The organism is Saccharopolyspora erythraea NRRL 2338 (assembly GCF_000062885.1).
GTDB lineage: Bacteria > Actinomycetota > Actinomycetes > Mycobacteriales > Pseudonocardiaceae > Saccharopolyspora_D > Saccharopolyspora_D erythraea.
This window is the reverse complement of record NC_009142.1, coordinates 3,163,505-3,176,478: the sequence shown is the minus strand read 5'-3', so window position 1 is coordinate 3,176,478 and position 12,974 is coordinate 3,163,505. Positions and strand designations below refer to the sequence as shown.

The window sequence follows — 12,974 nt, the reverse complement described above, 5'->3', positions numbered from 1 at the left end:
TCCGCGGGACCCGGCTCAGCCGGCGACTTCCCGCCAGAACCCGCACTGGTGCTCCTGGTCGAGGTCGACGGTGCGGACCCCGCCGTCGCCGAACGCGAGCACGTCGGTGGCGGACCGGAACCTCGGCCACTCGGGGCCGTTGGCCGCGCGGGGAGTGCCCGTGCGCGCGAACGAGGTCCAGTACTCGATCATGAGGTCGCCGAGCGCGCGCTGGGTCGGGTCCAGCGGGGCCCCGGCTCCCGAATAGCCGAACAGGTACTGCAGTTCGGAAGCGTGCTGCGCGCCCGCGGGGAAACCGGGGATCACCTCGGGCGGCGGCGCGGTGCGGTCGGCGAACTCGAAGGCGTACACCGGGTTCTTCCCGCTCGCCTGCTGCTCGGTCCACAACGTGGGGCAGACCGAGTACGGCGGGAAGGTCGAGGTGTAGTCGGTCTGGACGGTGGCGAGCGCGATGCTGGGCGTCTCGAACCCGCTCAGCGGATAGCGTCGCAGGACGCGGTCGGCCACGGCGCCGTACTGCTCGCGCACGAGTCGCGGGTACTGCTCGGCGGTGACCGGCTCGCCCTTGCCGTCGTGGTTCATCCCGACCGCGAACCGCCCCTCGTCGAGGTTGCTGCCGACGAGCAGGTCGACCGGGGCGATGCCGCCTTCGGCGAAAACGTCCGCGGGCTGTCTGGGAACGACGCGGTCACCGACGGTGGGCGACCAGGTGAGACCCGTCTGTGCCCGGACGACGCGGTCGGCCGGGGCATTCCGCAGGCACGCCGCCGCGTCCGGGCCGTCGCAGCCGAGCGCCGCGCGCAGCGCCGCGCTCTCGGTGCCGGCCTGCTCCCGGGTGCGGAACGGGGCCGCGCAGGGACCGCTCTGGATGATCGCCCGGGAGAAGAGCTCCGGCGCCACGCCGTTGCTCAGGTGCGCGCAGATGCTCAGCCCGCCCGCCGAGCCGCCCATCGCGGTGACGTTGGAGGGGTCGCCGCCGAACGCGGCGGCGTTGCGCCGCACCCACTCCAGCGCCGCGATCTGGTCCTGGAGACCGAAGTTTGCCGTGGTGCCCAGGGCGTCGTCGGCGAGGAACCCGAGGGCGCCGAGCCGGTAGTTCACCGTGACGACCACGACATCGCCCGCGACCGCCATCCGCGCCGGGTCGTACTGGCCGCCCGCGCCGCGGAAGAACGCACCACCGTGGAACCACACCACCACCGGCAGCGCGGCCCGGCCTGCGGGCAGCGGCGTGGTGACGTTGAGTTTGAGGCAGTCCTCGTTCTGCGCGGGATCGTCCGGCTGCGGGCACGCGTCGGGAAGGGTCCGCGCGTCCAGCGGCTCGGTCCACGGTGCGGGCGGTTCCGGAGCATGCCAGCGCAGCTCGCCGACCGGCGGTGCGGCGTAGGGGATCCCCAGAAACGAACGGTGGTCCTCGGTGACGGCACCGACGATCTGTCCACTGTCGATGGTCACCGCGCTCGGGTCCGCGCCGGCGCGGGGCGACGCGGACCCGGTCACGGCCGAGGTCACCGCCACCACCGCGGCGGCCGCGGCGGCGACCGAAACCCGCCGCCACGAAACGTGCTCCAGCATCGAGGCCCCCGGCCTACTCGACTCGTTGATCGTGTTTCCCTTTCCTGATCAGCTCGATCCGCTCAGGCGGTCCGCCCCGGCGTAGATCGACTTGTACTCGAGGTAGCCGTCGACGGCTTCGGGCCCGAGCTCCCGCCCGACACCGCTCTGCTTCACACCGCCGAACGGTGCCCCGAAGTCGAGGCTGTAATAGTTGATGCCGATCGTGCCGGTGCGCACCCGCCGGCAGACGTCGAGACCGCGCTCGTCGTCGGAGGTCCACACCGACCCCGCGAGCCCGTACTCGCTGTCGTTGGCGATCTCTACGGCCTCGTCCTCGCCGTCGTAGGGGATCACCGCCAGCACGGGGCCGAAAACCTCTTCCCGCGCCAGCGGCGCGGAGTTGTCGACGTCGACGAACACCGTCGGCTCGACGAACCAGCCGCGGTCCAGGCCCGCCGGGCGACCGCCCCCGCACGCCAGGACGGCGCCGCTGTCGCGGGCAGCGCGCACGTACCCGAGCACCCGCTCCCGATGTTCCTCGGTGACCATCGGCCCGCAGGTGACCGACGGGTCGAGTGGGTTGCCCAGCACCAGGTCCTCGGCTACTCCCACGACGGCTTCGACGACCTCGTCGTAGCGCGAGCGAGGCGCGAGGACGCGGGTCTGCGCGCTGCAGGTCTGGCCGTTGTTGCGGAAGGAAGCCGTCTCCAGGCCCGCGCGCAGGACGTCGAGGTCGCAGTCGTCCAGCACGATCGCGGCGCTCTTGCCGCCCAGCTCCAGCATGAACCGCTTCACCTGGCGGCCGCATTCCGCGCCGACCGCGCGGCCGGCGGCGGTCGACCCGGTGAACGCGACCTTGTCCACGCCGGGGTGGGCCACGACGGCCGCGCCGGTCTCGCGTCCACCCGCGACGACGTTGAGCACCCCCGGCGGCAGCCCCGCCTCCTCGGCTGCGTCGGCCAGGACGTAGGCGTCGAGCGCGGTCTCCGGCGACGGCTTGAGCACGACAGTGCATCCGACCGCCAGCGCGGGGGCGATCTTGGCCATCGCCAGCGACTGCGGGTAGTTCCACGGCGTGATCGCCGCGACCACGCCGACCGGCTCGCGGCGCACGATCGTCGAGCCCAGCGGGCTCGGGCGCGGTCGCTCCAGCTCCATCCCGGCGACCAGGTCGGCGTAACGACGCAGCTGGGCCACGGGACCCGCGCCGTTGGCGACCCTGGACAGCCCGATGGGCATGCCGTTCTCCCTGCTCACCAGCGTGCTGGTCGCCTCCGCGCGCGCCGAGAGTGCGTCGGCGAACCGGTGCAGCAGCTTCGAGCGCTCCTCGGCCGAGGCGCTGCCCCACTCGCCGGCGTCGAACGCCCGGCGGGCCGCGCGCACCGCCGCGTCGACGTCCTCGGGCGTCGCCATGGCGGCCGTGCCCAGCGGCTCTCCGGTGGCGGCCTCCAGCAGCGAGTAGCGCTCGGTACCCGACGGCTGCCGCCACGCACCGTCCACGTAGAACCGGAGCCGGTCCGGACTGCTCGTCATCGCCGCACCTCCTGGCCGGATCCGCTCGCCCGCGGTTGTTTCCGGGCGCTCACGAGGACATTCGCGTAGTCCATGTCGAAAACCGCTCCGAGCCCGGCGAGAGCCTCGGCGAGCTCGGCGCCCAGCGCCGCCGCCCGCTGTCCGGGCAGGGCGCGGTGGTCGCTCCAGGTTCCGATGTGGTCGACCCACTCCCGCGGCGTGTAGCTGACCGAGGACGGGTAGGTGCTCACCGACACGTCGTGGAACTGCCCGGACTCCCGCAGTCTGCCCGCCGTCCGCGACACCCGGCCGTCGTCGTTGCCCAGCAGCAGCGTCCGCTCCGCCAGCTCCGGCGCGTGCCTGCGGTAGACCGGCGACGCCACCGCCAGGAACTGCTCGGACGGGCGCGCGAAGTTCCAGAACACCCCGAACCGGCCGCCCGCGACCAGCACCGAGGCGACCTTGCGGGTGCCTTCCTCCGGCTCCACCCAGTGCCATGCCTGGCCCGAGACCACCAGGTCGAACGTGCGGGAACCCGGTTGCCACGACTCGAAGGTCGCGTTCTCGACCCGCAGCCCGCGCCGGCGCGCCACCGCGCGCATCCGCTCGTCGGGCTCGATCCCGACCACCTCGGGCACGTGCGGCTGGAGCTGGCGCCCGACCACGCCCGTTCCGGTACCGATGTCCAGCGCGCGTTCCGGTTTGTCCGCGACCAGATCCAGGATCAGCTCGTCCGGATAGCGCGGGCGGGTGCGGTCGTACTCGTCGGAACCGTCCCCGAAGGACAGCGCCTGGGTGCGGGCGCTGTGCAGCGTCTCGGCACTTCCGTGCCCGGCGCCCCGCCTCACCGTCCGGCCTCCGCCCATTCCGACGGCGAGCCCGCGTCCGGGAAGACGGTGACCACCGTGGCGCCCTCGCCCAGTTCGGCCGCGACGTCCAGCGCGGTGCGCCAGTTCGCCGCCGCCGAACTGCCGAGCCGCATCCCGGTCTCGTCCAGGCATTGACGCATCAGGGAGATCGCCCGCGGCCGGGAGACCGTGCGGTAGCCGTCCATCCGGTCCACCGCGCCGAGCACGAACGGTTGCCGGATCCCGTTGCCGAGCCCACCCGAACCCGCGTACTTGGGACGGCCGTTGGGCGGTTCGTCCGAGCCGTAGGGCAGCTCGCTCGGCGTCACGACCACGCCGCGCACGCCGGGATGCCGCTCGCCCAGCGCGGACAGCACGCCGACCAGCGTGCCGCCGGTGCCCACCGACGCGACGAACCGGTCGGGTACCGCCTCGCCGAGCTGCTCGACGACCTCGGCGCCGGTGGAGATCCGGTGCATCCACAGGTTCGCCTGGCTGCGGTGCTGGTAGAGCAGGCGCCCGGTGCCGCTGAGCTCCCGCGCGCGTTCCATCACGCCCAGGAATCCCTCTTCCCGGTCGACGAGGTCGACGGCGGCGCCGCGCGAGCGCAGTTCGTCCACGTAGTCACCGGGGGTCGCCTCCGACAGCACCAGGGTCAGCCGCACGCCCAGCCGTCCGCACAGGACCGACAGCGGCGCGGCCAGGTTGCCACCGGAGTACTCGACCAGGTGCAGTCCGCGCGGGTCGTCGCAGTCGGCCAGGACCTCGCACAGCAGGGCGAACGCGGTTCTGTCCTTGATGGACCCGCAGGGGTTCTCCCATTCGGCCTTGGCCAGCACCCGGGCCGAACCCGCGGGCACGGGAACCTCCACGAGGCGGGTGCCTCCCAGCTTCCGGCGGAAATCGGCCATCGCGGGAAACCGGCCGGTCACCGCGTCGACGTCGAGCGAGTAATCGAGGTCTGGTTTCCAGGGTGCGTCCACGGCATCTGCGTTCATCACTTCTCCGGTGTCGCGGTTCGCGCCGAGCACGTTCGACCGGCGGCCGTTGAGAACCGTCGGCGAATACCATTTCGGCGCGCGCCATCGAATGAACGGATCACGAACAAAGGCGAACAGGAACTGCGCACGACAGCAGTCCGCGCAATTGGGAGGAAACTGCTGGAAAACCGCCGGCCAACAGGGCCGGCACCCGGCCGCAACCGACGCGCCACTCCGGCATCCGAACATCGATGCCGGTCACGACGTCGATGCCGTCACATCCGACGGGCATCGACCGATATCAGGCGCGCATTGCCACCCCAGTCATTCCGGACGCGGTCAAACCGCAGGAACCAAACTCATCAACCCCCGAATTGATTGCCTCGAACAGCGGAACTGCAACGGAGGCTACCCAGCGCCCGCACAGGCGTCAAGCAAGCAGAACGCGACAAGCGGAGAGTCCTCCGCAGCGCCGGAGATGTCGCGGAGGCAATTTCGTGCATTCGGCCGACCGACCCGGGTCCGTTCCTACCAAGAATTTATCCGGAATGCTTGCACCTTCCGGACGCAGCCCGCGCAACAGCAATTGGCAACAACCTGCCGAACGGTTCCAGACGATTCCCGCGACCCAATGCGAAAAAGGGCGCAAAAGCAGACAAAGGCCGACCCGCGGTGGCCGTTGGGCCGACCGCGGGCGGGCCTTTGCTCTTGTCGTACCGCCTGTTCTTACGCCACGGCGTTCGCCGACGCCGGTGCCGGCTCCTCCGATCCGGCGCGGAAACGCCCGGCGACGACCACGCTGCCCAGTGCGATCGCCACCGTCACCGCGAAGGTGATGAGCAGCGCCGTGGCCACCGTGCCGCCGCCCGCCGTGACGAGGCTGATCAACCCGCCGCCGAGACCGGCGATGAGCGCGGTCGCCAGCGTCTGGGCCAGTTGCAGGGACGACGAGGTCAGGCCGAGGCTCTCCGGCGGGGAAAGCCGCATCGTCTCCGAGGTGCTCGCGTTGACCGCGACACCCATCCCGAGTCCGCCGATGCCCCAGCCGACGACGGCGAAGACCGCGGGCACGGCGGGCACCAGGATCGCCACCGCGACGACGACGGCTCCGACGGCGAGGACCAGCGATCCCAGCGCGGTCGCGCGGGAGCGGTCGCGGGTCGTCCCACCGTCCACTTTGGCCTGCCAGAACGAGCCGCCGACCCAGGTGAGCGCACCGACCGCCAGCCCGATGCCGGACAGCGTCGTGCCCACGCCGCGCAGTTCGGACATGCCCAGCGGCAGGAACGCCTCGGTGCCGAAGTACGCGCCGCACAGGCCCGCGCGAACCACGATGCCGGCGGCGACCCCGCGCCGTGCGACCAACGTCCCAGGAGGGGTGACGTGGCGGAGTCCCACCCCGGCGATCAGCAGGCCGGCCACGACGCCGACGACCACCACGAGCGCCGACACCGCCTCCAGCGCCAGCAGCAGGACGGCGGTGCCCGCGGTGAGCAGCACGCTGTTGAGCACCACGTTGTTGCGCCAGCCGCGCGGAGCTTCGGAGGGCGCGCCGGACTCGACGAGCCGCCGCATCGCCGGGGTCGCCAGCAGCGCGGCGACGACCGCGATCGGCACGATGATGATGAAGACCCACGGCCAGCCGGCCGTCTCGGCCACGAGCCCGCCGATCGGCGGGCCGGCCAGCGCCGGGATGGACCACGCCGAGGACAGCAGCGCGTACATCCTCGGTTGCAGGTGGTCCGGGTAGGTGGCCCCGATGGACATGAACGCGATGGCCATGACGCCACCGACGCCGAAGCCCTGCACCGCGCGTCCGGCGAGGAACACCAGCCAGCTCGGGCTGGCCGCCGCGAGCAGGCAGCCCGCCACGAACACGGCGATCGAGGCGGCGAACGGCACCCACGGCCCGCCGCGGTCGGCGACGCGGCCGGCCACCACCGCACCGACGATGTTGGCCAGCATCAGCGCCGACAGGCCCCAGCCGAACGACCCGAGGCCGCCGAGCTCGCGAGCCACGACGGGGAGGACGGTGGCCACACCGAGCGATTCGAAGGCGACGACGCTGACCGTCGTGATCACGCCCACCGAGAGCGCGCGGTAGCGGCGGTCGAAGACGCTGCGCGTCGACTCGTCCGCGCCCGCGGACTCGCCCGGCGGGCTCGTCGCGGACGCCACATCTTCGGTACTCATCCAGTCCCCACTTTCATTCCGATCCTGAACGGAACGTTATCGCCGCGGTGCTAGGCTGTCAACGACACCCCGGCCGTGACCTGGAGATAGAGACCAACTTGGCAAGACCACGCGACGAGCGGATCGATCTCGCGACGCTGAAAGCGGTGCGCAGTCTCCTGCCGGAAGTCGGTTACCAGGGCCTCACCCTCGAAGCCGTCGCCGCGCACGCCGGGACGACCAAGCCCGCGATCCGGCGGCGCTGGCCCAGCCAGAAGCACCTGGTGGTCGACGCGATCACCGAGCACGTCGGCTCGACGCCGACGCCCGACACCGGCTGCACGCACTGCGACCTGGTCGCCGGCATCGACACCCTGCGGCGCACGATGACGGGGCCGCTGCTGACGCTCACGCTGCCGCCGCTGGTCGCCGACCTGCGCGACGACGACGTGCTGCGCAACCGGTTCTTCGACCGGTTCTTCAACCCGCGGCGCCAGACCACCGCGCGCGCGATCGAGCGCGGGATCGAGCGCGGTGACGTCCGCGAGGACGTCGACGTCGAGCTGCTGCTCGACATGCTGGCCGCGACGATGACCTACCGGTTGCTGTTCGGCCACCAGCCCATCGCGCCCGGCCTCAGCGAGGAGATCGTCGACGTCGTGATGCGCGGGGTCGCCACCCCGCAGTGGGCCAAGCAGCACTGAGCCCTACCCGGACGGGAAATGCGCGAAGCGGCGTGGCCATTCGGTCCCGAACCTGACGGATTCCGTTTTCCGGATATTCGACTTCTCCCGCGCCGCCGCCACCCGGATGGACTATTGTCCCGAATGGCGCTGCTGTTATTCTCGATCTTCGTGACAAGTCCACAACTCACCCGGACAACTGTGGAAATATCCCACGGCGCTGCACCCTGAACTGCTGGCTCCACCAGCGAGAACGGGGCTTCCCGGTGTTCGGCGGCGCACGCTGGACCAGCGATGTCGCGCTCCGCCGCGGCCCCGCGCGCGGGAAAACCGATAACCAGGCGACAAGGGCCGCGCGCAATTCGCGCGAATGCACAAAACAGCCGACTGCACCGTCATGTTGCCCCGAACACCGCCAATTCCTGATTCCCCCGGACCAGATGAACCCGGAGACCATTTTGAGCGGTCGGACGATTGCGCTTGCCGGAGTAGTGTCCTGCCTCGACCGGGTCGCCGCGGGCAGCCCGGCGGCCGTGGTGCTGGAGGGCGCCTTCGGCTCCGGCAAGACCAGGGCGCTCGATCTGGCGTCGGAGCACGCCCACCGCGCGGGCCTGACCGCGGTGCGGCTGCCCACCCCGTCGAGTTTCCGCGCCGGGGCCTGCTCGGCCGTGCGCGACCTGTGGGCGTTCGGCCCGTTCGCGGGCCGGGACGACGAGCCGTTCGCCCCGGAGGCGGTGGCGCGCGCGGTCCTCGCCGCGCGGCGCACCGTGCTCCTGGTCGACGACCTGCACCGGCTCGACGAGGAGTCGCTGCGATGGCTGGGATCGGTGCTCGACCGGCTGCCGGACAGCTCGCTCGGCGTCGTGGCGACCGCTCCGCGCGGCGAGGGCGAGCGCGCGGGCGGTCCGCCGGCCGAGGTGGTGGCCCGCTTCAGCGACCGGCGGGCGCTGTCCTACATGGACCTGGCCGAGGTCACCGAACTCGCCGAGGCCCAGCTGGGTGGCCCACCGCCCCGGGGTTTCGCCGAGGAGTGCCTGCACCAGACCGGCGGCAACCCGCTCCTGCTGAACTGGCTGTTCGGCGAGTTGCGGGCGCGGGCGGGCAACGCCTCCGGCGGACGCCTCGCCAGGATCGAGGAGATCGGGCTGCGCGAGCTCGCCGAGATTCTGGCCAACCGCTACGGCAGCCGGTGCTCGGTGGCCACCGAGGTGATCGAGGCGGTCGCCCTGCTGGCACCGGAGGCGAGCACCGAGCTCGTCGCGGGCTACTGCGGCCTCGCGCCGAGCACCCTCGCCGAGGTCACCGACCGGCTGGAGGCCACCGGGGTGCTCGAACGCTCCGGCGCGGGCCACGCGCCGGCCGCGCCGGTCATCCACCGCGCCGTGCTGGCCGGGATGTCGCCGGACCGGCTGGAAGCGGCGCACGTCCGCGCCGCCGCGCTGTTGCACGGCGAGGGCGCGCCGGCCGAGCTCGTCGCCTCGCACCTGTTGCAGGTCCGCCGCGCCGAGATGCCCGCGTGGTTCTGCGACGTCATGCACGAGCACGCCCGCGGGCTGGTCGCCCGCGGCGAGCCCGAGCAGGCGCGGCGCTACCTGCTGCGCGCCGTCGACCGCTGCACCGGGAGCCACCGGGCCGAGATCTTCCGGGAACTCGCCACGATCGCCCTGCGCAGCGATCCGCCGACGGCGCGCCGCTACCTGCACGAGGCGCTCCGCCTCCAGGCCGACCCCGGGATCCGCGTCCGGCTCCGCATCATGCTGGCCAACGCGATGGTCATGGCTGGTGAGTCCGAGTCGGCCGTCAGGACGCTGCGTGCGGGTCTGGACGAGATCGGCGGCACCGACCCGCGGGGCGCGTCCCGGCTCCGGCAGGAGCTGCGCCTGACCTGCCTGTGGGGCGACCTCGGCGAGGTGGCCGGGCCGGAGGCCAATCCGGGGCCGGAGGAGAGCGGCCACCGAAGCAAGCTCGTCGCCAACGCGTTGCGCTGCTACTGGGCCGGCGAGGACCGCGAACAGGCGGCCGCCGACGCCGAAGAGGCGCTGGAGACCGGGCCGGACGACGAGCACCCGGCCAGCCTCCTGCTGCCCGCGCTGGTGCTGGCCCGCAGCGGTGCCTTCGCCGCGGCCTCCACCCATGTGCACCGGATGCTGCTGGAGGCGACGGCGGTGGACGCCTCGGCGATCGTGGTGCACGCCGGCAGCGTGCTGGCCGAGATCCTGCTGCACGCCGGCGACCTCCCGGCGTGCGCGCAGATGGCGGACTCGGCGGTCGAGGCGACGTCGCGCCGGTCCGCGGGCGAGCACCCGATGTACCTGGGCACCGCCGTCGCCAGCGCCGTCGCCGTCGCGCTGGCCACCGGCGACCACTCCGGCGCCTGGCGCTGCCTGGACGGCACCGGCCTCTCGGCCGAGGTGCCCCGATGGAGCCCCTACAACTCCGTTCTGCTGCAGAGGGGACGGCTGCACGCGGCCCAGGGCGAGCTGGATGCGGCCCTGGCCGACCTGCGCGAGTGCGGCAGGCGGATGACGGCCGCGAACGTGCACAACCCGGCCGCCGGAGCGTGGCGCTCCGAGTCCGCGCTGGTCCACGCGCGCATGGGCCACCACGACCGCGCCATGTCGCTGGTGCGCGTCGAACTGGAACAGGCGCGCCGGTGGGGAGCTCCCGCGCCGATCGGCCAGGCGCTGCGGGTCATGGGCCTGGTCTCCCGTGACGAGGCCCGGCTGGCGCACCTGACCGAGGCCGTCGCGGTGCTCCGCGACTCCGGTGCGCGGTTGTCCTACGCGCAGGCACTGTTCGACCTGGGCGTCACCTACCGGAAGCTGCACCGGCCCAACGAGGCGCGGCCGCGGTTGCGCGCGGCGTTGGCGCACGCGAGGCACTGCGGAGCGCAGGTGCTGGTGCACCGGGCGTCCGAGCAGCTGGCCGCGTGCCGGGTGCGGCCGCAGCGCACGACCGCCCTCGGCGTCGAGGCGCTGACGCCGGCCGAGCGCCGGGTCGCCGTGCTGGCCGCCGAAGGGCGGACCAACCGCCAGATCGCCGCGGACCTCTACGTCACCCGGCGCACGGTCGAGCTGCACCTGAGCCGCGTGTACCAGAAGCTGCTGATCCCGGGGCGCCCCGCGCTGGGCAGGGCGATGTCGAGCTCCTGACGCCCGGTGCCGGTCAGCCGAGGGTGCCGGCGTCGGTGGCGGCGGCCGCGTGCCTGCCCACCACCGCCCCGCCGCGCACCCGTTCCTTGGCCGCGACGTCGCGCAGGACCAGGGCGTGCGCCCCGATGACCGCGCACTCGCCGACCTCGACCGGCCCCAGGACGCTGGCCTTGGCGCCGATGGTGACGCCGTCGCCGACCGTCGGGTGCCGCTGCTCCCCCGGCGCCCGCATCCGGTCGCGCCGCCAGCCGACCGCGCCGAGCGTGACCTGGTGGTAGAGCACCACGTCCGCGCCGATGGCGACGGTCTCGCCGATCACCACCCCTTCGCCGTGGTCGATGAACAGACGCGGTCCGATGCGTGCTCCGGGGTGGATGTCGATGCCGGTGGCGGAGCGGGCGAGCAGCGAGAGCAGGCGCGCCGGGCCGTACCAGGTGCGCCGGTAGAGGAGGTGGGCCGCGCGGTGCGCCCACAGCGCGAGCAGGTGCGGGTACATCAGGGCTTCCGCGCGGCTGGTGACCGCCGGGTCCTTGGCCAGCACGGTGTCGAGGTCCTCGCGCAGGGTCGCGCACGCGCGCCGCACGACGCGCGGCCACCGGTTCGCCTTCCTCGGTGTCATCGGTTCGTTCCCCCGCCCATGCGCTGGACTTCCTCCCGCACGACCCGCACGGCGTCGTCGACGTGGCCGGCGTGGGTGCGCACCGACAGCACGCACATCCGCAGCAGGTAGCGGCCGCCGACCGCGGTGCTGGAGAAGAACGCCTCGGCACGCGCGTTGATGCGCTCGCGCAGAACCTGGTTGCCGCGATTGCCCGCCGCCGGCACGCTGAAGACCACAGTGGACAACTCCGGGGGTGGCCCGCAGACCACGCCGGGGATCGCGCTCAGCTCGCGGTGGGCGTGCGCGGCCAGGTCCAGCTTCTCGTCGAGCGCCTCCCGGAAGGCCGAGACGCCGTGCAGCCGCAGCGGCAGCCACATGCGCAGCCCGCGGAACTCGCGGGTGCGCTCGATGCCCAGCTCGGCGTAGTCCGGCAGCTCGCCGGCCGCCAGGTCCTGGAGGTAGGGAACGTCGTCGTCGAACAAGGCGTGCGAACGGGCCAGGACGGCGGGATCGCGCACCAGCAGCATGCCGGTGCCGTAGGGCAGGAACATGCCCTTGTGCGGGTCGAGCACCAGCGAGTCGGCGCGCTCGACGCCCTCGAACCCCCGGCGTCCACGCTCGGTGAGCTGGAAGAAGCCGCCGTAGGCGGCGTCGACGTGCAGCCACAGGTCTTCCCGCGCCGCGAGGTCGGCGACCGCGGCGATCGGGTCGACGGCCCCGGTGCTCGTGGTGCCCGCCGTGGCGAGCACGCAGAAGGGGCGCAGGCCCGCCGCGCGGTCGGCGCGGATCATGCTCCGGGCCGCCTCGACGTCCATGCGCAGGTCCGGCGTCGAGGGCACGGTCCGGATCGCCGACGCGGGAAACCCCATGATGCGCATGGCTTTGGGCACGCAGTGGTTTGTCTGCGCGGTCAGGTAGACGGTGCCGCCGGCGAGGTCGTCGCCGAGGCGGTCGTGGCGGGCCGCGAGCAGTCCGGAGAGGTTGGCCATGGACCCGCCGGTGGTGATGTTGCCACCCGCCGAGGCGGGCAGCCCGAACTCGGCCGCCAGCCATTCGACGACCGAGTTCTCCACGGCCACCAGCCCCGGCGCCATCGCAGCCACGCTGGTGTAGCGGTTGAAGCCCCTGGCCAGGTACTCGGCGAGCGCGGAGGTGAACAACCCGCCGCCGGGGATGAAGCCGAAGTGCCGGGGACCGGCCGTCTCGGTCGCCCATGCCGCCGCGCGCCGGAACTCGCCGAGCACCTCGTCGAACGCCGCACCGGCGGGCTGCGGGCGCGTCACGCGCACCGCCGCGCCGTCCGGGGGGACCGTCGGGGCCTTGTCGAGCCCCGCCAGGAAGTCGGCGAGCAGCGCGGTCGCCGACTCGCCCATCTCGCGCATCGACCGGGAGTCCGGTTCCAGCGGAAAACCGACCATGTCACCACGCCCCCAACGGCGGGAACCGCCATCGACTCGTCAAAGCCTGTT

Annotated in this window: 9 protein-coding genes; 2 read left to right on the top strand and 7 right to left on the bottom strand. The window is 72.7% G+C overall.

The window, feature by feature from the left end:
- Nucleotides 1–15 precede the first annotated feature (15 nt).
- The 5 genes from SACE_RS14050 to SACE_RS14030 all read right to left on the bottom strand — a co-directional run bounded on the left by SACE_RS14050 (nt 16) and on the right by SACE_RS14030 (nt 7,090).
- Complete coding sequence (locus SACE_RS14050; RefSeq protein WP_009946348.1) at nt 16–1,575, bottom strand: carboxylesterase/lipase family protein; 1,560 nt, start codon at nt 1,573–1,575, stop codon at nt 16–18.
- A gap of 48 nt (nt 1,576–1,623) precedes the next feature.
- Nucleotides 1,624–3,090, bottom strand: coding sequence for an aldehyde dehydrogenase (locus tag SACE_RS14045; protein ID WP_009946349.1), 1,467 nt, complete (start codon nt 3,088–3,090; stop codon nt 1,624–1,626).
- A complete protein-coding gene (locus tag SACE_RS14040) occupies nt 3,087–3,917 on the bottom strand; it encodes a class I SAM-dependent methyltransferase (protein WP_011873869.1) in 831 nt (276 codons plus the stop codon). The genes SACE_RS14045 and SACE_RS14040 overlap by 4 nt, the downstream gene beginning before the upstream one ends.
- Complete coding sequence (locus SACE_RS14035; protein WP_157355934.1) at nt 3,914–4,915, bottom strand: pyridoxal-phosphate dependent enzyme; 1,002 nt, start codon at nt 4,913–4,915, stop codon at nt 3,914–3,916. The genes SACE_RS14040 and SACE_RS14035 overlap by 4 nt, the downstream gene beginning before the upstream one ends.
- 708 nt (nt 4,916–5,623) lie before the next feature.
- On the bottom strand, nt 5,624–7,090 hold the full coding sequence (locus SACE_RS14030) for an MFS transporter (protein WP_011873867.1): 1,467 nt from the start codon (nt 7,088–7,090) through the stop codon (nt 5,624–5,626).
- Nucleotides 7,091–7,236: 146 nt separating this feature from the next.
- On the opposite strand from SACE_RS14030, the gene SACE_RS14025 reads away from it, so the two are divergent.
- Together SACE_RS14025 and SACE_RS14020 are read left to right on the top strand one after the other, a co-directional pair.
- The gene (locus SACE_RS14025) at nt 7,237–7,773 is read left to right on the top strand and encodes a TetR/AcrR family transcriptional regulator (RefSeq protein WP_009946353.1); all 537 of its coding nucleotides are present in this window, start codon (nt 7,237–7,239) and stop codon (nt 7,771–7,773) included.
- Nucleotides 7,774–8,243: 470 nt separating this feature from the next.
- Entirely contained in the window at nt 8,244–10,904 is a 2,661-nt protein-coding gene (locus SACE_RS14020; RefSeq protein WP_009946355.1) for a LuxR family transcriptional regulator, read from the top strand.
- 13 nt (nt 10,905–10,917) lie between these two features.
- Here the strand turns inward: SACE_RS14020 and epsC are convergent, their stop codons facing one another.
- Together epsC and SACE_RS14010 are read right to left on the bottom strand one after the other, a co-directional pair.
- On the bottom strand, nt 10,918–11,523 hold the full coding sequence (gene epsC / locus SACE_RS14015) for a serine O-acetyltransferase EpsC (RefSeq protein WP_009946356.1): 606 nt from the start codon (nt 11,521–11,523) through the stop codon (nt 10,918–10,920).
- On the bottom strand, nt 11,520–12,923 hold the full coding sequence (locus SACE_RS14010) for a pyridoxal phosphate-dependent decarboxylase family protein (RefSeq protein ID WP_044547379.1): 1,404 nt from the start codon (nt 12,921–12,923) through the stop codon (nt 11,520–11,522). The genes epsC and SACE_RS14010 overlap by 4 nt, the downstream gene beginning before the upstream one ends.
- Between the last annotated feature and the right edge of the window lie 51 nt (nt 12,924–12,974).

Coding starts and splice junctions, on each gene's coding strand:
- SACE_RS14050 (WP_009946348.1), bottom strand. CDS start 1,575: ATGCTGGAGCACGTTTCGTGGCGGCGGGTTTCGGTCGCCGCCGCGGCC.
- SACE_RS14045 (WP_009946349.1), bottom strand. CDS start 3,090: ATGACGAGCAGTCCGGACCGGCTCCGGTTCTACGTGGACGGTGCGTGG.
- SACE_RS14035 (WP_157355934.1), bottom strand. CDS start 4,915: ATGAACGCAGATGCCGTGGACGCACCCTGGAAACCAGACCTCGATTAC.
- SACE_RS14030 (WP_011873867.1), bottom strand. CDS start 7,090: ATGAGTACCGAAGATGTGGCGTCCGCGACGAGCCCGCCGGGCGAGTCC.
- epsC (WP_009946356.1), bottom strand. CDS start 11,523: ATGACACCGAGGAAGGCGAACCGGTGGCCGCGCGTCGTGCGGCGCGCG.
- SACE_RS14010 (WP_044547379.1), bottom strand. CDS start 12,923: ATGGTCGGTTTTCCGCTGGAACCGGACTCCCGGTCGATGCGCGAGATG.